The organism is Pseudomonas sp. c313, from assembly GCF_055407145.1.
Genome location: NZ_JBUZRD010000021.1, coordinates 1 through 19,844, shown reverse-complemented (window position 1 = coordinate 19,844; position 19,844 = coordinate 1). Strand labels below are relative to the sequence as shown.

Genomic DNA, 19,844 nt, shown 5'->3' with positions numbered 1-19,844 from the left:
TCAATACAACGCGGTGTACAACTTGCGCCGATAGACCGTGACCAGCGGGTGATCACTGCCCAGCAACTCAAACACCTGCAGCAGGGTTTTGTGGGGCAGGCCTTCGCTGTAGCTGCGATTACGGATAAACAGCTTGAGCAAGCCATCCAGCGCGGCATCGTATTGCTGGCGAGCCAGTTGCTGTACGGCCAGTTGATAGACCGCTTCGTCATCCTGAGGGTTTTGCGCCAGGCGGGCTTTCAGTTCGGCGGCGTCCGGCAGGTCAGCGGCCTGGCGCAGGAAGGTGATTTGCGCCTTGGCGCCGGCCAGTGCGGCCTTGTGATCGTCGCTTTTTACTGCGTCGAGCACGGTCTGCGCTTCGCCCAGCTCACCGCGTTCGGCGAGGCAGCGCGCGTAGAGAATCAGCGCGGCGGCGTTGGTGTTGTCTTCGCCCAGTAAAGTGACCAGCACCGCTTCGGCATCGCTGATGCGACCTTCGGCAAACAGCGCCTCGGCCTGCACCAGCGGATCAGCCGCGGCGGGGGGCGGCATTTGCACATGCGGCTCAAGCATCGCTCGCACCGCTGACTCCGGCTGCGCTCCGGAGAAACCATCCACCGGCTGGCCGTCCTTGAACAGCACCACCGTTGGCAGGCTGCGAATGCCAAAGCGCGAGACCACATCCGGCTCGGCATCGCAATCAACCTTGGCCAGCAGCAACTCGCCCTGATAACTCTCGGCAACCTGCGCCAGCATCGGCATCAACGCCTTGCACGGCGCGCACCACTCGGCCCAGAAGTCCACCAGCACGGGTTTGTGGAACGAATTCTCGATCACCGCCTGGTCGAAAGTGGCAGTGGTGGCGTCGAAGATGTACGGGGTGGGCTCACTCATGGGGTATCTCGAACAAAGCGTGGGATGGGGGCAACTATAAGGGCTGGCGGGATTGGCTGGAAGCGCGCCGCGAATGGTACAGGCTCACCTTGCGAAACTCCCAAGGCTCGGCCAGGTCGGGCAAGGTCAGTGCATCCAGGATTTCCAGGCGCTGATAATCTGGATGCTGGAAGTCGCGAACCCGTGAATCCGCCACCAATGCCTCCCGGCCACGGGTGAGGAATTGATCCAGCAGCGGCAAGTTCGCCCGGTCATACAATACATCCGCCACCAGGATCAGATCAAAACGATCCGCCTCGGCGAAAAAGTCTGCTGAATAACCCAGCGTAACGCCATTGAGTTCGGCATTTGCCCGGCACGCCGCCAGGGCCAGTGGGTCGAGATCGCAGGCCAGCACTTCCAGCGCTCCAGCTTTGGCGGCAGCAATTGCGGCCACCCCTGAACCAGCGCCAAAGTCCAGCACCCGTTTGCCTGCGACCCATCCAGGATTGGCTGCCAGATACCGTGCCAGCGCCAAACCGCTGGCCCAGCAAAAACTCCAGTACGGCGGTTCATGGAGGATGCGCTGGGTTTCTTCCGGGCTGAAGGCGCGCTCCATGTTGTCGGCGTCCAGCAGCCACAGTGACAGCTCCGTGCCTGGCAGCGGGGAGGGCACCAGTTGCGCATCGCCAATCAGCTCACTCAAGGCCCGCTGCAGGTCCAGCGGTGGTGTCATGGCGCCTTGACGAGTTGCAGGGGGCCAGTGGCCTGGGTGATCGCTTGTTCGATGCGCACCGCAGGCAAGTGCAGGATCAATTGGCCGGACTGGCTGGCGCGACCGCGCAATTCAACGCGGGCCCCGGCTGGGAATGCCTGGGGGTTGAAGCGTAAGCGGAACGCCAACGGCTTGTTGTTACCGATCAATATGCTGCTGGCCAACAATTGCTGTGGGCGGCTGCGGTCATCGATCACCAGCAGTGCCAACTCGACTTCAGCACCAGCCGGCACGCCGTTGAGGGTGCCGCTCACTTCACGCTGATAGGCCGGCAGCGGGCCGAGTTCTTCCACACCGGGGATTTTTTTCTGTTGTTGTGGCGTCGGTTGCGGGGCGGCCGGTTTTGGCGCTTCGCTGCTGCAGGCCACCAGGAAACCGAACAAAGTGAGCAAAACGAGTGGTCGTAGCGACATGTACGGCTCCAAAAAGGGCGAAAATCCGTGATTTAAAGATAAGAAACATAATAGTCAGCCTATATACCGTAAAGGCTATGGCTTGTCTTGCCACGGGGATGCGCTACCATGGCCCTCCCATTTTTTGTTGCCTGCCACCATGCACTGTCCCTTCTGCGGTGCCAACGACACCAAGGTCATTGACTCGCGTCTGGTCGCCGAGGGCGAACAGGTGCGTCGCCGGCGTGAATGCCTGGCCTCTGGCTGCGGTGAACGTTTCACCACCTTCGAAACCGCCGAACTGGTATTGCCACGTCTGATCAAGACCGACGGCAGTCGCCAGCCCTTCGACGAAGAAAAACTGCGCGCGGGTATGCAGCGCGCCCTGGAAAAACGCCCGGTGAGTGTCGAGCGGCTGGAAGCTGCGCTGGCGCATATCAAGCACAAGCTGCGGGCGACCGGCGAGCGCGAGGTCAAGTCCCTGGTGGTTGGAGAACTGGTGATGGGCGAGCTGCAAAAGCTCGACGAAGTTGCCTACATCCGTTTCGCTTCGGTGTATCGACGCTTCCAGGACCTCAATGAGTTCCGCGAAGAGATCGACCGCCTGGCCCGTGAGCCGATCAAAGAATGAACCCACCGTCAGTAGAGCAAACCATCCTCGACGCCCATTACATGGCTCGCGCCGTGGAACTGGCACGCAAAGGCCTGTACACCACCCATCCCAACCCTCGGGTCGGGTGCGTGATTGTCCGTGACGGGCAGGTGGTCGGCGAAGGCTGGCACGTACGCACCGGCGAACCCCACGCCGAAGTCCACGCCCTGCGTGCAGCCGGCACTCAGGCGCGGGGCGCCACCGTCTATGTGACGCTGGAGCCTTGCAGCCATCACGGCCATACGCCGCCCTGCGCCGATGCGTTGATCAACGCCGGCGTAGGCCGGGTGGTCGCCGCCATGCAGGACCCCAACCCCGAAGTTGCCGGCCGTGGCCTGCAGCGCCTGGCCCAGGCCGGGATCGCGGTTCACAGCGGTGTGCTTGAGGCGGATGCGCGGGCCCTCAACCAGGGGTTCCTCAAACGCATGGAACACGGTTTGCCATTCGTGCGAGTCAAGCTGGCGATGAGCCTGGATGGGCGCACGGCGATGGCCAGCGGCGAAAGCCAGTGGATCACCGGGCCGGCGGCACGAGCGAATGTGCAGCGGTTACGTGCCCAGGCCAGCGTGGTGCTGACCGGCGCCGACACGGTGCTGGCCGACGGCGCGCGCCTGACCGTGCGCGCTGCCGAGCTGGGCCTGGATAAAGAAACTACCGCTCTGGCCATGTCTCGGCCGCCGCTGCGGGTGTTGATCGACGGTCGCCTGCGGGTGCCGCTGGATGCGCCGTTCTTCAAGGCTGGCCCGGCGCTGGTCATCACTTGTGTGACGCCGGAAAACCAGTACCCCACCGGTCCCGAGTGCCTGGTAGTGCCGGGTGTCGAAGGTCAGGTCGACCTGCGTTCGGCGCTGGTGGCGCTTGCGGCCCGTGGCGTCAACGAGGTGTTGGTGGAAGCCGGCCCGAGCCTGGCCGGTGCCTTCGCCCAGCAGGGCTTGGTGGACGAGTACGTGATTTTCGTCGCTGGCAAGTTCCTCGGTTCAGCCGCCCGGCCGTTGCTGGACTGGCCTCTGGCGAAGCTGGCCGACGCACCCCAACTCAAGATCATTGAAATGCGTGCTGTAGGCGACGACTGGCGAGTCACTGCCATTCCCGTCCCGCCAGCAAGCGTATAATTCCCGGCCTGCGCCAAGCCCCCAGGAGGACTCCATGTTCACCGGCATTATCGAATCCATCGGCAGCATCCGTGCACTGACCCCCAAAGGCGGTGACGTGCGGGTGCTGGTTGAAACCGGCAAGCTCGACCTGAGCGACGTCAAACTGGGCGACAGCATTGCCGTCAATGGCGTGTGCCTGACCGCCGTCGAGTTGCCTGGCAACGGTTTTGCCGCCGACGTCAGCCGGGAAACCCTGGACTGCACCGCGATGAACGACCTCAAGGCCGGCAGCCCGGTCAACCTGGAAAAAGCCCTGACCCCGACCACTCGCCTGGGTGGGCATCTGGTCAGCGGTCACGTCGACGGCGTCGGCGAAGTGGTAGCGCGCAGCGAAAATGCCCGCGCCGTGGAGTTCCGCATCCGTGCGCCCAAAGAGCTGGCCAAGTACATCGCCCACAAAGGCTCGATCACCGTCGACGGCACCAGCCTCACCGTGAACGCCGTCAATGGCGCTGAATTTGAACTGACCATCATTCCCCACACCCTGAGCGAAACCATCATGGCGTCGTACCTGCCAGGTCGCCGGGTGAACCTGGAAGTCGACTTGCTTGCCCGTTACCTGGAACGCCTGTTGTTGGGCGACAAGGCCGCAGAGCCTGCTGCAGGGAACATCACCGAAAGTTTTCTAGCCGCCAATGGCTATCTCAAATCCTGACCAAGGGGGTGCCACGTGGCGCTCAATAGCATCGAAGAACTGGTTGAAGACATCCGCCAAGGCAAGATGGTCATCCTCATGGATGACGAAGACCGTGAGAACGAAGGAGACCTGATCATGGCCGCCGAACTGTGCCGGCCTGAACACATCAACTTCATGGCCAAGCACGCCCGTGGTCTGATCTGCATGCCCATGAGCCGCGAGCGCTGCGAACTGCTCAAGCTGCCGCTGATGGCGCCGCGCAACGGTTCGGGTTTTGGCACCAAGTTCACCGTGTCGATTGAAGCGACCACCGGCGTGACCACCGGCATCTCCGCCGCTGACCGCGCCCGCACCGTGCAAGCGGCTGCTGCAAAAGACGCCAAGGCCGAAGACATCGTCAGCCCCGGCCATATCTTCCCGCTGATGGCCCAGTCCGGCGGTACCCTGGCCCGTGCCGGCCACACCGAGGCTGCTTGCGACCTGGCGCGCATGGCCGGTTTCGAACCGAGCGGGGTGATCTGCGAAGTAATGAACGACGATGGCACCATGGCCCGTCGTCCCGAACTGGAAGTCTTTGCCGCCGAACACGACATCAAGATTGGCACTATCGCCGACCTGATTCACTACCGGATGATCCACGAACGTACCGTTCAGCGGATTGCCGAGCAGCCTCTGGACAGCGAGTTGGGTCAGTTCAACCTGGTGACCTATCGTGACTCGGTGGAAGGCGACGTGCACATGGCCCTGACCCTGGGCAACATCTGCGCTGAAGACCCGACCCTGGTTCGCGTGCACAACATGGACCCGCTGCGGGACCTGTTGATGGTCAAGCAGCCGGGCCGCTGGAGCCTGCGGGCCGCGATGGCTGCGGTGTCCGAGGCCGGTAGCGGTGTGGTGTTGCTGCTTGGCAACCCGGTGGATGGTGACGTGTTGCTGACGCATATTCGCGAAACCGCCGAGCAAACTCCGGTCAAAACGCCGACCACCTACAGCATCGTCGGTGCCGGTTCGCAGATCCTGCGTGACCTGGGCGTGCGCAAAATGCGCCTGATGAGTGCGCCAATGAAATTTAATGCGATATCCGGTTTCGATCTGGAAGTTGTAGAATACGTGCCCTCCGAATAAAGGCTGGCGTTTTTCGCCCCTTGTTCGCGGTTCAAATATCACTGAGGGGCGCGTAATGAACGCGTCCCGGCTCTTTAAGAGATTTGTCGAATGACCCTGAAGACCATCGAAGGTACCTTCATCGCCCCCAAAGGCCGCTATGCTCTGGTGGCTGGCCGCTTCAACAGCTTCGTCGTTGAAAGCCTGGTAAGCGGTGCCGTGGATACCCTGGTTCGCCACGGTGTGAGCGAAAGCAACATCACTATTATCCGCGCCCCTGGCGCCTTCGAGATTCCACTGGTTGCGCAGAAAGTTGCCCAACAAGGCGAATACGCGGCGATCATCGCCCTGGGCGCGGTCATTCGAGGCGGTACTCCGCACTTCGAATACGTGGCTGGCGAATGCACCAAGGGCTTGGCCCAGGTGTCCATGGAGTTCGGCGTTCCCGTCGCGTTTGGCGTGCTGACCGTTGATTCCATCGAGCAAGCCATCGAACGTTCCGGCACCAAGGCCGGTAACAAAGGTGCCGAAGCTGCCCTGTCTGCCCTGGAAATGGTCAGCCTGCTGGCACAGTTGGAGGCCAAGTGATTAGCGACGAAAGCGATCGTTTCAACCCCCGTGACCCGCGCCCTGCGGATGCCGGCAAACCGTCCAAGAGCGTCAAGCGTCGGGAGGCCCGTCAGCTCGCGACCCAGGCGCTGTACCAGCGGCATATGGCCAAGCAATCACTGAACGAAATCGAAGCGCAGTTTCGCGTCGACAACGATTTCAGTGATGTCGATGCCAGCTACTTTCACGAGATCCTGCACGGCGTCCCGGCCAACCTGACCGAAATCGACGCTGCGCTGACGCCGTGCCTGGACCTGACCATCGACGAGCTGGACCCGGTTGAACTGTGCGTACTGCGCCTGTCCACCTGGGAACTGCTCAAGCGCGTCGACGTACCGTACCGCGTGGTGATCAACGAAGGGATCGAACTGGCGAAAGTCTACGGTTCCACCGACGGCCACAAGTTCGTCAACGGCGTGCTCGACAAGCTGGCTCCGCGCCTGCGTGAAGCCGAAGTGAAGGCGTTCAAGCGCTAATCAGCGCTTGCTTGCGCCATGGGCGAGTTCGAACTGATCCGTAAGTTCTTTGCCGCCGCGCCCTGTGCGCAAGGCGGCGAGGGCATTGCCCTGGGGATCGGCGACGACTGCGCCTTGCTGGCGGTTCCCCCTGGGGAACAGCTGGCGATTTCCACCGATACCCTGGTGGCTGGCGTTCATTTTGCCGACCCCTGCGATCCGTTCCTGCTCGGCCAGCGCTCGCTGGCCGTGGCGGTCAGCGATCTGGCGGCCATGGGTGCCAACCCTCTTGCGTTTACCCTTGCCCTGACTACCCCGACGGTGGATGCCGATTGGTTGCAACGCTATGCCCAGGGTTTGAACGTCATGGCTCAACGCTGGGGCGTGGGCCTGGTGGGCGGTGATACCACCCGTGGTCCGTTGAGCCTGACCCTGACCGTATTTGGTCGGGTGCCGGCTGGCTTGGCCTTGACCCGCAGCGGTGCGCAACCTGGGGATTTGCTGTGTGTGGGAGGAGCGCTGGGCAACGCCGCCGGAGCCTTGCCGCTAGTGTTGGGCCAACGCACTGCGCCTGCCGCCATTGCCGAACCGCTGCTGGCCCATTACTGGTCGCCCCAGCCCCAGTTGGCGCTGGGCCTGGCGTTGCGGGGCAAAGCTACGTCTGCCATGGATATTTCCGACGGCCTTTTGGCCGATTGTGGGCATATTGCCAAGGCTTCAGCTGTCAGTTTGTTGATCGAACGGCAAACGCTGCCGTTGTCGGAGGCCCTGCTGGCGTTTCTCGGCGACGATGATGCCCGATCCGCCGCGTTGAGCGGTGGCGACGACTATGTATTGGCGTTCACTTTGCCGTCTGTCGAGCTGGCGCCATTGCTGGCCGCCGGCTGGCCAATCCATGTGATCGGTCGGGTGGCGCAGGGGCAGGGCGTGGTTCTGCTGGACGCCACGGGACAGGACATCACCCCGGTGATCCGGGGTTATCAACACTTTCGGGATACGCCGTGACAGATCACCCTCGACAGGTCCCGGCCGAGTTTGTGCCGCCATCGGTGTGGTGCAATCCCTGGCATTTTCTCGCGTTCGGCTTTGGTTCGGGCTCCTTGCTCAAGGCGCTGGGCATTTGGGACTAGCTGGTTGCGCTACCCTTTACCCCGTTGTGGCAGCCTTTGCCAGACTGAGGCTACTGGCCGATAGTGTGGTGTTTGACGTGAGCTGATTTTATTAGAGGTCGTCGTTATGGATGGTCGCCGCTGGCTCTTGGTACTGCTGTGTGCATTAGCGTTTTCGGTTCGGGCGGATGACATTCCGACGGTTCCCGATCAGATTCGCCTGGCCAGTGAAGCCTGGAGAAACTACACCAACGAAGACGGCAGTGGCCTGGCTTGGGACGTGTTGCGACAGGTTTTCGAGCCGGTCGGGGTCAAGGTCAAAACCCGCAGCGTGCCTTACACCCGTTCGGTTGGCCTGGCCCAGCGCGGCGAGGTCGATGCCTGGGTCGGTGCCTACCGTGATGAAACCGAGGGCGTGCTGTACGCGCGCTGGCACTACGATTCCGATCATATCTATGCACTGGGGCTGGCAAGTACGCCGGCGCCGACCCTGGCCACGCTGGGCAACTACCGTCTGGCATGGGTGCGTGGCTACAAGTACGACACCTACTTGCCCAATATCCACACCTTCAATCAGATTGAGCGCCGCGACGGTATCCTGCCGATGCTGCAGCACAAGCGCGCCGACCTCTACATCGACGCCCTGACCGAGGCACGTTACACCCTGGATCAAGCGCCGGACCCTTCGCTATTCAAGCTCACCCATCTTGCCGAACTGCCGCTGTTCCTGGGCTTTACCGACAATGAGCGGGGTCGGGCACTGATGGTGCTGTTTGATCAGCGCATGGACGTTTTGGTGAAAAACGGTGAGCTGAAGCCAATTTTCGAGCGCTGGCACCAGCCGTATCCTTTTTGACCGGCTCCTACAGTAGAGGTGGTCCATAGAGCCAAGGCAAAGGCCAATCGAACCTATTGATCTTTATCAGCGATAATTCAGCTTAAGCGTCTGTAGGAACGTGCTGTTACAATGCCCGCCTCGTGTAATTTGAAATCAGGAGCACACGGTGCCCGTCGTTTTCGTCGCTGCTTCCAAGCTGCCTACCCCTTTTGCCCAATTCACCATGCATGGCTTTCTTGAGCAAGCCAGTGGGCGCGAACATGTCGTGCTTAGCCTGGGTGATGTGGCTGACGGCGCGCCGGTTCTCGGCCGTTTGCACTCCGAATGCCTGACCGGCGACGCCCTGTTCAGCCAGCGCTGCGACTGCGGTTCGCAACTGGAAGCCGCGATGCAGGCCATCGCTCGCGAAGGCCGTGGCGTGTTGTTGTACTTGCGCCAGGAAGGCCGTGGCATTGGCCTGCTGAACAAGATCCGTGCCTACGAACTGCAAGACGGCGGCGCCGATACCGTGGAAGCCAATGAGCGCCTGGGTTTCGCTGCCGACCAGCGCGACTACGCCATGTGCCTGCCGATGCTGGAACACTTGGGAATCAAGTCCCTGCGGCTGATGACCAACAATCCGCGCAAGGTCAAGGCCTTGGTCGACATGGGCATCACCGTCGCCGAGCGCGTGCCGCTGCATACTGGCCACAACCCGCACAACAAGCTCTATCTGGCTACCAAGGCCAGTAAGCTCGACCATATGATGGGCAACGAGCATCAGAGCGAGGCTGACCGGGCGTGACCCGTGGTCAAGTCAAGCGGCGACTGTCGTTCAACTGGTGGCAATACCTTGCCCTGGCGCTGCTGCCGTTGTTCGTGATCAATCTAGTGTTCGGCAAGGCCGAGCCGCTGTTACCGGTGTTGGCCATGCCGTTTTTTATCGCTGGCACCGCCTCGATGTTTGCCAGCCTGCGTTACTTCCATGGCTACAAACACGCCCTGATCGCCACCGGCAAAGCCCTCGATACCCCTGAAGAATCCGCTGCCTGGATCACCCTTGCGGCCCGGCGGCGCCTGGCGCTGCTGGCGGCTTCCTTGCCCGCCTGGATCGGCGCACTGGCGGTGTTTGTCGGCCTGGAAGCGGTGCCGCTGTTTCTGCTGGCGCTGTCGACGATGGTGCTGTTCTACCTCTACCGCATTCCGCGTCAATTGGGCTGATGCGCGCCTGGTTGGCGGTTTTGCTGCTGGCCGCCAGTGTCCAGGCAATGGCGGTCGAGCGGGTGGTCAGCCTCGCACCTTCCTTATCTGAAATCGTCGTTGAGCTGGGCGCTGCCGATTTGCTGGTGGGCGTGCTCGACGGCGGTGAGCGGCCAGCGCCATTGGCGAATGTGGCGTCGGTGGGGCGTTACGGCCAGTTGGACATGGAGCAATTGCTCAGCCTCAAACCGGATTTGATATTGCTGTGGCCCGGCAGCATCGGCCCGGCCCAGCGCGAACAGCTCAAACGCCTGAATATCCCGACCTACGTGGCCGAACCCCATAGCCTTGAACAACTGACCAGCCAGGTCGAAGCCATTGCCCTGCAATTGGATCGGCCCGAGCGTGGCCGCCAGTTGGCCACGCAGCTGCGTCAGCGCTTGACCGAGTTGCGCCAGCGCTATCACCGGGCCGAGCCGTTGCGGGTGTTTTATCAGGTGTGGAATCAACCGCTGTACACCGTGGGCGGCGGGCAGATCATCAGTGATGCGCTGACTGTGTGCGGCGCGCGTAATGTGTTCGATGACCTGAAACTGCCGGCGCCCCAAGTCAGTGTCGAGTCGGTGCTGCAGCGCAATCCCGAGGTGATTCTGGCGGGTGACCAAGCCCAGCTGGATGCCTGGAAGGCCTGGCCCCAGGTGGCGGCGGTGGCCCAGGGGCGCTTGCTGGTGGTGCCGGACAAAGGCCTTGAGCGGCCCAGTGGGCAGATGTTGGAGGCGGTGGCCAGGTTATGTCAGGTGATTGCAGCCAGCACCCACTAGATCTCTGGCGTCCACGTCACTCCAACCATCCAGGTCCGACCTTCTTCCCGATAGTCATGGTTGTTCTCGAAGTTCGGCTCTTCATAGCTGTAGCGCGCCCGTGCGTAAGTCTTGTCCAGCAGGTTGTCGAGCTTCACTGACAGCAACACTTCCCGGTTCAGCGCCCAGCTGCTGCGCAGTCCGAGCAGCGCATAACCGCCGAGACGGTTTTTGTTTTTCTCATCGTCATAACTGCCACTGACCGCTTGCCAACTGGCGCCGACGCCCAAGCGGTCGAATTGCCGATCCAGGTCCAGGCTCAAGGTCCGGCGGGCGCGACGGGCCAGGGTGTGACCGCTGTCGCGATCCCGCGGATCAATAATCGCCAGTCCCAGATTGGCCTGCCAGCCGAACAGCTCTTGCTTCAGGGCGGCTTCGAAGCCGTTGATGCGTGCCGAGGCGACGTTGTATGGCACGTAGTAATTTTCTTGGCGGGCGACAATCGCGTCCTTGAGGTCGGTGCGGTACAGCGAGGTTTCCAGGCGTGTGCTGTCAGTCAGCTGGCTGCGCCATTGCACCTCGTAGCTTTTCGAGTGTTCGGGCTTGAGGTCCGGGTTGCTGCTGCCGGGGTAATACAGGTCGTTGAAGGTCGGCGCTCGGAAGCCTTCGCTATAGGACAGCAGTATCTCGTTATTGGGGTTGAGTGGCAGGGTGAAGGTGCCGCTCCAAGTGTTCTGACTGCCGTATTGCTGGTTGTCGTCGTGGCGCAGACCCAGTTCGGTGGAGAAAGCATCCGACTGGAAGCGATGCTGAATAAAGGCTGCGCGATTCCAGCGGCTGGTTTCATCCAGGCCGCGACGCTGGAAGAAATAATCAAAGTCGCTGCGAACCCTGTCTTCGTACCAGTCACCGCCTAGGATCAGGCTGTTCTGGTCGTTGAGAGTCAGGTCGTTTTGCCAGTTGATCGAATCGCGGTAGGTGTTGAACACGTTGAAGTCATCACTGAGCCTGTCGCGTTTGGTGTCGCGGTTCTCGCTGTGGCCCAGTTCCACGCGGGTTTGCCAGCGTTCGTTGAGCTGGGCGTCGATGTAGCTGCTGACGCTGCTCACGGTGTAATCGGTGTAGGGCTGCTGGCCGACGCTTTTCAACAGGCTATCGTCCCAACGTCCGTACGGGTTGTCGTACTCTGACTTGCCCCGACCATCCAACAGGTTGAAGCCCACCTCAACGTCGTCGGTCAGCGCGTGGCTGAGATTCAGGCTCAAGGATTTGTTGCGGTAAGCATCGTGATCGTTATCGGCGGCAAATGATTCACGCGTCGAGTTGATCCCTTGAGTCTCATCCAGGCTGGCACCGAGATTAAAGCGGGTGCGCTCATCACCTCCGGACAGCCCAAGGCTGCGCTCCCAGGTCTTGTTGCTGCCAAACCCCATATGCAAGCGTGGATGCACACCGGGTTGCGCATTACGCCGAGTGAATATCTGAATCACCCCGCCAATGGCATCGCTGCCATAAATCACCGAGCGCGAACCGCGCAGCACTTCAACCCGTTCAATCTGGTCGATGCTCAGGTATTGCAGGCCACTGTCGCCGGAGGTGGCGTTGGCGATGCGTTGGCCGTCCACCAACACCAGGCTTTGCGCAGCCTTGGTACCGCGAATGAAAATTCCCGGGAGGCTGCCACGTCCACCGGTTTGTGCCACTTGCACCCCAGGCACGCGGCTGAGCAGGTCGGTCACGCTGGAGGGTTGCAGGCGGTCGATGTCGTCGCGGGTGAATACGGTGTTGGCCGCGCTGCTGTCGTTGCGGGCCTGGACCTGGCGGTTGGCGCTGATGACCACGTCAGGAAGTTTCAGGGCCTGGTCGCGCTCAAAGCTGTCGGCGAGCAGGTCGGTGGCGGGCAATAACAGCAGGGGCAGAGCGAAACGAAGGCGGTTCATGGGCAGTCCATAGCTCCCAAGGATTACGCAGAGCTAATGTGGGAGCTGGCTTGCCTGCGATAGCGGTGGTTCAGTTGATGAGGGGGCCGCTGACTCACTGCTATCGCAGGCAAGCCAGCTTCCACATTTGATCCGGTTTTAACCGGGGAGTTGGGTCAGAGCCCCAGGAGCGTCATGCGCTGACGAACCGAGGCTTCAATCCCCGCCTCATCCAGCCCACACTCGGCCAGCATCTGCGCCGGCTTGGCGTGTTCGACGTACGCATCCGGCAAGCCCAGGTGCAGCACCGACTTGAGGATGTTCTCCCGCGCCAGGAACTCACTGACTGCTGCACCGGCACCGCCCATGATGGCGTTTTCTTCAATGGTCACCAGCAACTCATGGCTGCCGGCCATTTCGCGCACCAGGGCTTCGTCTAGAGGCTTGACGAAACGCATGTCCACCACGGTGGCGTCGATTTTCTCGGCAACCTTCAGGGCTTCGGCCAGTTGCACGCCAAACACCAGCAGAGCAACGTTGCTGCCCTGGCGGCGGACGATGCCCTTGCCGATCTCGATAGGCTCAAGGTCTTTCTCGATCACTGCATTGGGGCCATTGCCGCGCGGATAACGCACGGCAGCCGGGCCGTTGTACAGGTGACCGGTGCTGAGCATTTTGCGCAGTTCGTTCTCGTCGCTCGGGGTCATCACCAGCATGCCGGGGATGCAGCGCAGGTAAGACAAGTCAAAGCTGCCGGCGTGAGTCGGGCCGTCTTCGCCTACCAGGCCAGCACGGTCGATGGCGAACAGCACGTCGAGGTGCTGCACGGCCACATCATGCACCAGTTGGTCGTAACCGCGCTGCAGGAAGGTGGAGTAGATTGCCACCACCGGCTTGGCGCCTTCGCAGGCCATGCCCGCGGCGAAAGTCACTGCGTGTTGCTCAGCGATGGCGACGTCGAAATAGCGCAGCGGGAAGCGTTCGCTGAACGCCACCAGGTCGGAGCCTTCCTTCATCGCGGGAGTAATGCCCACCAGACGCGGGTCGGCGCAGGCCATGTCGCACAGCCACTCACCGAACACACCAGAGTACTTCGGCCCACTGGCTTTCTTCGGCGCAGCGGCCGGCGCGTCCACCGGTTCGAGCTTGGTGATGGCGTGATAACCAATTGGGTCGACTTCTGCCGGAGCGAAGCCTTTGCCTTTTTTGGTGACGATATGCAGGAACTGCGGGCCTTTGAGGTCACGCATGTTGCGCAGGGTAGCGATCAGCGTCGGCAGGTCATGGCCGTCGATCGGGCCGATGTAGTTCCAGCCCAGCTCTTCGAACAGGGTGCCCGGTACCAGCATGCCCTTGGCGTACTCTTCGGTGCGGCGGGCGATTTCCCACGCACCAGGCAGACGCGACAGCACTTTCTTGCTGCCTTCACGCATGCTGGCGTAGGTGCGGCTGGAAAGGATTTTCGCCAGGTAGTTGGACAAGCCACCGACATTGCGCGAGATCGACATGTCGTTGTCGTTGAGGATCACCAACATGTTGGCGTTCACTTCCGGCGCATGGTTCAGCGCTTCGAAGGCCATGCCCGCCGTCAGCGCGCCATCACCGATCACGGCAATCGTCTTGCGCTCGCTATTTTGCAGGCGGGAGGCAATCGCCATGCCCAGCGCAGCGCTGATCGAGGTGCTGGAGTGGCCGACGCCAAAGGTGTCGTACTCGCTCTCGCTACGGCGCGGGAAGGCGGCAATGCCGTCCTTCTGGCGCAGGGTGGCCATGCGCTCGCGGCGTCCGGTGAGGATTTTGTGTGGATAAGCCTGATGACCCACGTCCCACACCAACCGATCGTCCGGGGTGTCAAAGACGTAATGCAGCGCGATGGTCAGCTCGATTACGCCCAGGCCGGCACCGAAGTGCCCACCGGTCTGGCCGACCGTGTAGAGCAACTCCTGGCGCAACTCATCGGCCAGGGTTTCCAGCTCGGCTTCACCCAAACGGCGCAGGCCGACCGGCGTGTCAGCACGGTCGAGCAGGGGCGTGGACGGGCGCTTGCGGGGAATCTCTTGGAACGTCGTGGGCATCAGGCGAATCGTTATAGGTATAGAAGAGGCGGCAGTTTACCTCAAGCATCGTAAACTGCCCACGCAGAGCGCCGAACTTGGCCGATATGCGGGGGAAACTGCCGGACTTATCAGTGGCGCCGTTCAACGATATACCGCGCCAGATCACGCAGGGGCTCGGCCGCCGCGTCGAAAGGTCGCAGGGCGTCCAGGGCCTGGTCCCGTAGCTCAAGGGCGTAGGCCTTGGCGGCTTCCAGGCCGAGCAACGACGGATACGTCGGCTTGTCCCGGGCAATATCAGCGCCTTGGCGCTTGCCGAGGGTCGCGGTATCGCTTTCAACGTCGAGAATGTCGTCCTGCACCTGAAACGCCAGGCCGGTGGCCTGCGCATAAGTCTTCAGCGCTGCCAAGTGCGCGGCTTCGGCGCGGCCACTGGCCAGAGCGCCGAGTTGCACGGCAGCTTCAATCAGCGCGCCGGTCTTGTGGCGGTGCATGTATTCGAGGGCTTGCTGATCAAGCTTCAGGCCGACTGAGCCCAGGTCAATCGCCTGGCCGCCGACCATGCCGGCCGGGCCTGCGGCCAATGCCAGGGCGGTGACCATGCGCAAGCGGATCTCGGTGTTCACACTGCTCAGCGTCGGGTCCAGCAAGGCGCTGAACGCCAGGCTTTGCAGGCCATCACCCGCCAGAATTGCACAGGCTTCATCAAAGGCTTTATGGGTGGTGGGCTGGCCGCGACGCAGGTCGTCGTCGTCCATCGCTGGCAAATCGTCGTGGACCAGTGAGTAGGCGTGAATCAACTCCACCGCACAGGCTGCGCCGTTGGCTTGTTCCGCTTGCGCGCCCAGAGCCTCACAGGCCGCATAGGCGAGCAACGGACGCACGCGTTTGCCGCCGTTCATCACGCTGTAGCGCATGGCTTCATACAAGCGGTTCAGTTCGGGGCTTGGCGCAACAAATAGGGTGTCCAGCGCAGCATTGACCCGGGCCTGGCTGCTGGCCTGATAGGCGACGATCATTCAGGCTGTTCCGCGTCGAAAGGCTCTTCGGCCAACTCCCCATCACGTTCCAGCAATACCTGGACCTTCTGCTCGGCCTGCGCCAGGGCGCTCTGGCAATCGCGGGTCAGGCCGATGCCTTGCTCAAACGCCGTCAACGAGTCTTCCAGCGACAGCTCGCCGTTCTCCAGACGCTCGACCAGGGTTTGCAGGTCAGCGAGGGATTGTTCGAAATCGAGTGCAACTTTTTTGCGGGCCATGGCGGCTATTCCGGTTGACGGTAAACGGGCGCGACACTAGCAGACATGGGGGGGTGGGGCAAATGAGTGGGGGGATTTGCCTTGGGAATCAGTCACCTTGGGGGTTGATTTGGTAACGGGTGCTACGACCGCCGTCGGGTAGCCAGATCCAGTACAGGTGATCCATGGAGGCGTGCTCGGTGTGTCAGCCGAATAGAAGGCTTATTGTCGGCGATGGCACTGTTTTGCGGGTCGCCGGTCTGGGTTTGCAGTTCATGGTCATCGTTGATGCCGCGTGCGCGATTGCGTTGGGCGTGGTCGATGCTCAGGTTATTGGCGATGCGGTAGAGAAAAGCGCGGGCGTTGCCGATCTTGGCGACTTCACTGTTCATCAGGCGGATGAAGGCGTCTTGCAGGAGGTCATTGGCGTTTTCGCGGCAGTTTACCCGGTGGGTGAGGTAGGCCAGGAGTTCGCTGCGGTGACGGCGGTAGAGGGGGCCGAGGTTGCGGTTGCCAGGGGAGCCGGGCATGGCGGCGCTTTTGGGGGAGTGGTTCAGGTGGGGATGGTAGAGGGGTGAGAGTTTGTCGCAAGAAGGTGCTTCTTGCTGATAAGGCCATTTTGCTGGGAAATTCTTGTTTTGTTTAAACGTTTGTTGGGGGGAGGTGGATTACGGTTGTTGTTAAATCCACATGGCTTGGTTTTTGGGCTGGTGTCTTATCGATTTCAATAAGAGCAATAGAACCGTTAATTCTTATAGCGGCGCAATTATCGTCATCGACAGAGATTAACTCGGCCACCAAGTGCGCTTTTCCATTCACTGAGTAAAAGAGATCAAAGTTTTTGTCTGCGGGGTTTATATTTTCTCCCCAGTAAAAAACATCATCCAGATTTAACTCAACGTCGCATTGTTGGCCTACCTCCGGAGCGCTTCCAATCCACACTGCTACCCAGTTGCCGGCAGGTGAATGAATACTCACATGCAAGGTACCGTCTTTTGAAGATACGTCCGCTATTTTTACAATCATTCTATTTCTTCAGTAAGTGGGCTCTGACTACTGCGTTGTCCACGTTCATCGTCTTGGTTTCAAACTCAAGAGTCCATGTTTCTTCGTGATAATGATGTTTTAATATTTTATCGATTTCGTTTTTCCAGGGGCTCAATTCTTGCGCGAGTGGAGTTATCCTCTTTAGATGTGTCTGGGTTTAATTAAAAACTCCATCATCCTCAGGGCCGTTTATGTAAACCGAGGGGCCGCTTAGAGATATGAATTTGGCTTTGAATTCTATTATGGAGTTTTTGGTGGTGGCTTGAAATATAAGAAGGCCGTTTTCTTCTGCTATGGTTACAGAGAAGATTTCTTTGGTTGGGATGTTGTTGATTTTTAAGTCGCTAATATTTGAGCAAGTGAGGCCGATTCTGCAAGTATTGAATCCTTTGTTCTTCCATTTTTCCGGCAGGTTATCTGGAAACTCTGGAATGTCGAAGCCTAGGCCTACAGAAGGTTGATCATTTTCAATCTGCAGTGAAAAAAGAGCAATTTTACTAATTTCGACTGAATGGCTAAAAACCTTCCCAAGAAATACGCTTTCATCTAGCTCGTTCCAGTATTTCATTTTTTTCCCTTGAAGTTATAGTGTTCCTTTGTTCCCGGGACTTTACCGTTCCGGGGCTTTTCGATTGGGCGTAAGTTGAAATGTGCTCCTTGGTCTCCTGTCGCGTTCTTGCTGCCGTATTGGTGGCCTGCGGAATGGTCTTGAATTAGAACATCAGATCCATCCGTCCTTGTAAATTTATATACCTTCGTGTCGATTGGTTGGCCAGCATTATTCAAAATACTTTCACCATTTATACCTGTCATTTTTACAATCTCATACTGTTTCGCAACTCCTGTCTTTGGGTTTGTCACCATTTCTGGATGTTGACTCATCGGTATATTCGCGTCTCTTTTTGCTTGTCTGAAAGCGCCTTTACGAGATACATCAGGAGCGTCGGGTTCAACAGCTACAGCGCAGAGTGGGTTATTTCGTCCTGCGGGTGGGCAATTGGCGTTCAACCCCAACGGATCAACCCACCCCGTCGGGTTGGGCACGTATTGGTATCCGTTCAGCCCGCCCGCCAGTTTCACCGGGTCGGGCGTCAGGTAGCGGCCGTTATCGGGATTGTAGTAGCGATGGCGGTTGTAGTGCAGTCCGCTTTCTTGATCGAAGTACTGGCCCTGGAAGCGCAGCGGGTTGTTGACGGTATTGACATCCAGCCGGGCGATTTGGCCGTAGGCGCGGTAGTGCGCGGACCAGACGATTTCGCCGTTGGGGGCGGTGAGTTCTTGCGGGGTGCCAAGGTGATCGAGTTGGTAATGGAAAGGTTTGACGTTGTCCGGGCCAAAGCCTTCCAGCAGGGCTAACGGGCGGAAGCTGTTGGGTTCGTAGATATAGCTTTGGTGATGATCGGCGCTGTGTTCGGCGATCAGCGTGTCGCCTTGCCAGAAGAATTCGGTGGTTTGGTCGTTGAGGGTTTTGGCTATGCGCCGACCAAAAGGGTCGTAGCGATAGTTGGCTTGGGTGCCGTCGGGTTGGGTGACGGCGATCAGGCGGTGTTGGCAGTCGTAGCGGTATTCGGTGACCAGTTGCTGAGCGCGGCCGCGGCGTTCGCGCAGGAGGTTGCCGAAGGCGTCGTAGTCGTAGTGGCGGTCGCCTTGCATCAGCAGGCGGTTGCCTTTGATCACGCCGGGGCCCATGCGGTCTTGCATCAGCAGGTTGCCGGCCGGGTCGTGGGCGAAGCGTTCTTGCAGGTCTTGTGAGTGGTTGGCGCGGCTCAGGCGGTCCAGCGGGTCGTAGTGGTAGTCGTGCTGGCCTTTGCGGGTGTCGAGGATGCGGGTCAGGTTGCCGCGCTTGTCGTAGTCGTATTGGCGGCGGTAGTGGCGTTGTTCTTGTTGAGTCAGGGCGTGGGCGTGTAGGCGGCCTTGGTCGTCGTAGTGGTAGTGGCTGAGGAGTTGGCCTTGCTGGCGCTGATGTTCGCGGCCTGATTTGAACAGGTGCGAGGTGAGCGTTTTGCCGTTGAGCTCGATGGTGGCGAGGTGGCCGCCCTTATCGTGATGAAAGGTGAGCCGGTTGTTGTCCGGCAGGCGCAGGTAGTTGAGTTGGCCGCAGGCGTCGTAGCGATAGCGCAAGGTGCCCCAGCCTTGGTGTTCGGCGGTGAGGCGGTCCTGGGTGTCATATTCGTAATTGAGCGGCCAGTGGCCGTCGTCGACGCAGAGCAGATTGCCGAGGCGGTCGTAGGTGTAATCGACAATGCTGCGGTCGGGCAGGGTTTTTCTGACGAGTCTGCCGGCACTATCGCGCTCATATCGGGTAACCAGCTGACTGTCATCATCGCCGTACTCGGTCTTCTCCAGCAGGTGGCCGTTGAGGTCGTAGGTGTAGGCCGTGCGCCGGCCATCAAAGCCGGTCTCCTGCTGGATCAGGCCGTTGGCGTGGTAGGCGAGCCGATAGGTTTCGCCTACCTCGTTTTCAATCTCGGTCAGCAGCAGGCGGGTGTTGTCGTAGCGGTACTTGAGGCGCGTGCCGTCAGGGTTGATTCGACGACTGATCAGGTGCAGACCGTCGGCATACTCGTAGCGCGTAACACGCCCCAACTCGTCGCGTTCGGCGGTGACTTTTCCGTAGGGGTTGTAGCTGTAGGCGCGGGTGGTACCGCCCGGCAATACCACCTGAATCAGCCGTCCAACGCTGTCCCATTGATATTGGGTCAGCGCTCCGTGCTCATCCTCACGCGCCACTTGCCGGCCAAGATCGTCATAGCGATATCGCCGCACACCACCGTTGGGTAGTTTTTCCTCGACCAGTTGACCGAAGTCATTCCAGCTCAGGCGCTGACAGCTGTGGTCTGGAGACCAAACCTCCGTCAGTTGGCCGTGTTTGTTGTAGCTGTAGTCGGTAACATTGCCGTCAGGGTCAGTCTTGCGGGTGATATCGCCCTGATCGTTACGCTGGTATTTCCAGACCGCGTTACCACGGCGCACGACCCGAACGAAACCGTTGTCATGTTCGTAGGATGTCGGCTCATCGTCCCCTGGAAAC

At 60.2% G+C, this 19,844-nt stretch carries 22 protein-coding genes and 1 pseudogene; 12 read left to right on the top strand and 11 right to left on the bottom strand.

Annotated features, from left to right (window positions below):
- From trxA to ACZRKZ_RS26775, 3 genes are read right to left on the bottom strand one after another with little or no spacing between them, the layout of a single operon-like run.
- Positions 1 to 873 (bottom strand): thioredoxin, encoded by an 873-nt coding sequence (trxA, locus tag ACZRKZ_RS26785; protein ID WP_133103451.1) that lies wholly within the window; start codon positions 871 to 873, stop codon positions 1 to 3.
- 34 nt (positions 874 to 907) lie between these two features.
- A complete protein-coding gene (locus ACZRKZ_RS26780; RefSeq protein WP_463967381.1) occupies positions 908 to 1,588 on the bottom strand; it encodes a class I SAM-dependent methyltransferase in 681 nt (226 codons plus the stop codon).
- Complete coding sequence (locus ACZRKZ_RS26775) at positions 1,585 to 2,040, bottom strand: YbaY family lipoprotein (protein WP_463983136.1); 456 nt, start codon at positions 2,038 to 2,040, stop codon at positions 1,585 to 1,587. Before ACZRKZ_RS26775 ends, ACZRKZ_RS26780 begins: the two co-directional genes overlap by 4 nt.
- A gap of 139 nt (positions 2,041 to 2,179) precedes the next feature.
- Between ACZRKZ_RS26775 and nrdR the strand changes: the two genes are divergently transcribed.
- The 12 genes and pseudogenes from nrdR to ACZRKZ_RS26715 all read left to right on the top strand — a co-directional run bounded on the left by nrdR (position 2,180) and on the right by ACZRKZ_RS26715 (position 10,577).
- Complete coding sequence (gene nrdR / locus ACZRKZ_RS26770) at positions 2,180 to 2,650, top strand: transcriptional regulator NrdR (RefSeq protein ID WP_178114500.1); 471 nt, start codon at positions 2,180 to 2,182, stop codon at positions 2,648 to 2,650.
- Positions 2,647 to 3,783 carry a bifunctional diaminohydroxyphosphoribosylaminopyrimidine deaminase/5-amino-6-(5-phosphoribosylamino)uracil reductase RibD gene (gene ribD / locus ACZRKZ_RS26765; protein WP_463967379.1) on the top strand — a complete coding sequence of 379 codons (1,137 nt, stop codon included), beginning with the start codon at positions 2,647 to 2,649 and terminating at the stop codon, positions 3,781 to 3,783. The genes nrdR and ribD overlap by 4 nt, the downstream gene beginning before the upstream one ends.
- Positions 3,784 to 3,817: 34 nt before the next feature.
- Positions 3,818 to 4,480, top strand: a complete 663-nt coding sequence (locus ACZRKZ_RS26760) for a riboflavin synthase (RefSeq protein WP_463967378.1) — start codon at positions 3,818 to 3,820, stop codon at positions 4,478 to 4,480.
- 15 nt (positions 4,481 to 4,495) lie between these two features.
- Positions 4,496 to 5,587 (top strand): bifunctional 3,4-dihydroxy-2-butanone-4-phosphate synthase/GTP cyclohydrolase II, encoded by a 1,092-nt coding sequence (gene ribBA / locus ACZRKZ_RS26755; protein ID WP_463983135.1) that lies wholly within the window; start codon positions 4,496 to 4,498, stop codon positions 5,585 to 5,587.
- Between the two features lie 90 nt (positions 5,588 to 5,677).
- Entirely contained in the window at positions 5,678 to 6,154 is a 477-nt protein-coding gene (gene ribH / locus ACZRKZ_RS26750; RefSeq protein ID WP_133103444.1) for a 6,7-dimethyl-8-ribityllumazine synthase, read from the top strand.
- Entirely contained in the window at positions 6,151 to 6,651 is a 501-nt protein-coding gene (nusB, locus tag ACZRKZ_RS26745; protein WP_133103443.1) for a transcription antitermination factor NusB, read from the top strand. Before ribH ends, nusB begins: the two co-directional genes overlap by 4 nt.
- Before the next feature lie 18 nt (positions 6,652 to 6,669).
- Positions 6,670 to 7,635, top strand: coding sequence for a thiamine-phosphate kinase (gene thiL, locus ACZRKZ_RS26740; protein WP_463983134.1), 966 nt, complete (start codon positions 6,670 to 6,672; stop codon positions 7,633 to 7,635).
- Positions 7,632 to 7,757, top strand: a pseudogene (locus tag ACZRKZ_RS26735) (phosphatidylglycerophosphatase A); the annotation flags it as partial. The gene thiL and the pseudogene ACZRKZ_RS26735, both read left to right, overlap by 4 nt.
- A 109-nt stretch (positions 7,758 to 7,866) precedes the next feature.
- Positions 7,867 to 8,595: a substrate-binding periplasmic protein gene (locus ACZRKZ_RS26730; protein ID WP_463983133.1), complete on the top strand. Its 729-nt coding sequence runs from the start codon at positions 7,867 to 7,869 to the stop codon at positions 8,593 to 8,595.
- Positions 8,596 to 8,743: 148 nt separating this feature from the next.
- Positions 8,744 to 9,361, top strand: coding sequence for a GTP cyclohydrolase II (gene ribA / locus ACZRKZ_RS26725; protein WP_463967374.1), 618 nt, complete (start codon positions 8,744 to 8,746; stop codon positions 9,359 to 9,361).
- Positions 9,358 to 9,777 carry an MFS transporter gene (locus ACZRKZ_RS26720; RefSeq protein WP_149413600.1) on the top strand — a complete coding sequence of 140 codons (420 nt, stop codon included), beginning with the start codon at positions 9,358 to 9,360 and terminating at the stop codon, positions 9,775 to 9,777. The genes ribA and ACZRKZ_RS26720 overlap by 4 nt, the downstream gene beginning before the upstream one ends.
- Complete coding sequence (locus ACZRKZ_RS26715) at positions 9,777 to 10,577, top strand: cobalamin-binding protein (protein ID WP_463983132.1); 801 nt, start codon at positions 9,777 to 9,779, stop codon at positions 10,575 to 10,577. The genes ACZRKZ_RS26720 and ACZRKZ_RS26715 overlap by 1 nt, the downstream gene beginning before the upstream one ends.
- Here ACZRKZ_RS26715 and ACZRKZ_RS26710 read toward each other — a convergent pair.
- The 8 genes from ACZRKZ_RS26710 to ACZRKZ_RS26675 form a co-directional block, all read right to left on the bottom strand.
- Positions 10,574 to 12,496 (bottom strand): TonB-dependent receptor plug domain-containing protein, encoded by a 1,923-nt coding sequence (locus tag ACZRKZ_RS26710; protein WP_463983131.1) that lies wholly within the window; start codon positions 12,494 to 12,496, stop codon positions 10,574 to 10,576. The two genes, ACZRKZ_RS26715 and ACZRKZ_RS26710, sit on opposite strands and share 4 nt — an antisense overlap.
- A gap of 155 nt (positions 12,497 to 12,651) precedes the next feature.
- Positions 12,652 to 14,550, bottom strand: a complete 1,899-nt coding sequence (gene dxs, locus ACZRKZ_RS26705) for a 1-deoxy-D-xylulose-5-phosphate synthase (protein ID WP_463983130.1) — start codon at positions 14,548 to 14,550, stop codon at positions 12,652 to 12,654.
- 110 nt (positions 14,551 to 14,660) lie between these two features.
- Positions 14,661 to 15,548, bottom strand: coding sequence for a (2E,6E)-farnesyl diphosphate synthase (ispA, locus tag ACZRKZ_RS26700; RefSeq protein ID WP_463967370.1), 888 nt, complete (start codon positions 15,546 to 15,548; stop codon positions 14,661 to 14,663).
- Positions 15,545 to 15,787, bottom strand: a complete 243-nt coding sequence (locus tag ACZRKZ_RS26695; protein ID WP_003176346.1) for an exodeoxyribonuclease VII small subunit — start codon at positions 15,785 to 15,787, stop codon at positions 15,545 to 15,547. Before ACZRKZ_RS26695 ends, ispA begins: the two co-directional genes overlap by 4 nt.
- Positions 15,788 to 15,909: 122 nt before the next feature.
- Positions 15,910 to 16,296 (bottom strand): RNA polymerase sigma factor, encoded by a 387-nt coding sequence (locus ACZRKZ_RS26690; protein ID WP_463983129.1) that lies wholly within the window; start codon positions 16,294 to 16,296, stop codon positions 15,910 to 15,912.
- A gap of 112 nt (positions 16,297 to 16,408) precedes the next feature.
- Positions 16,409 to 16,792 carry a hypothetical protein gene (locus tag ACZRKZ_RS26685; protein WP_463983128.1) on the bottom strand — a complete coding sequence of 128 codons (384 nt, stop codon included), beginning with the start codon at positions 16,790 to 16,792 and terminating at the stop codon, positions 16,409 to 16,411.
- Positions 16,793 to 16,970: 178 nt separating this feature from the next.
- On the bottom strand, positions 16,971 to 17,381 hold the full coding sequence (locus tag ACZRKZ_RS26680) for an Imm50 family immunity protein (RefSeq protein WP_463983127.1): 411 nt from the start codon (positions 17,379 to 17,381) through the stop codon (positions 16,971 to 16,973).
- On the bottom strand, positions 17,378 to 19,844 hold a 2,467-nt coding region (locus ACZRKZ_RS26675; RefSeq protein ID WP_463983126.1), incomplete at its 5' end, for an RHS repeat-associated core domain-containing protein. The genes ACZRKZ_RS26680 and ACZRKZ_RS26675, both read right to left, overlap by 4 nt.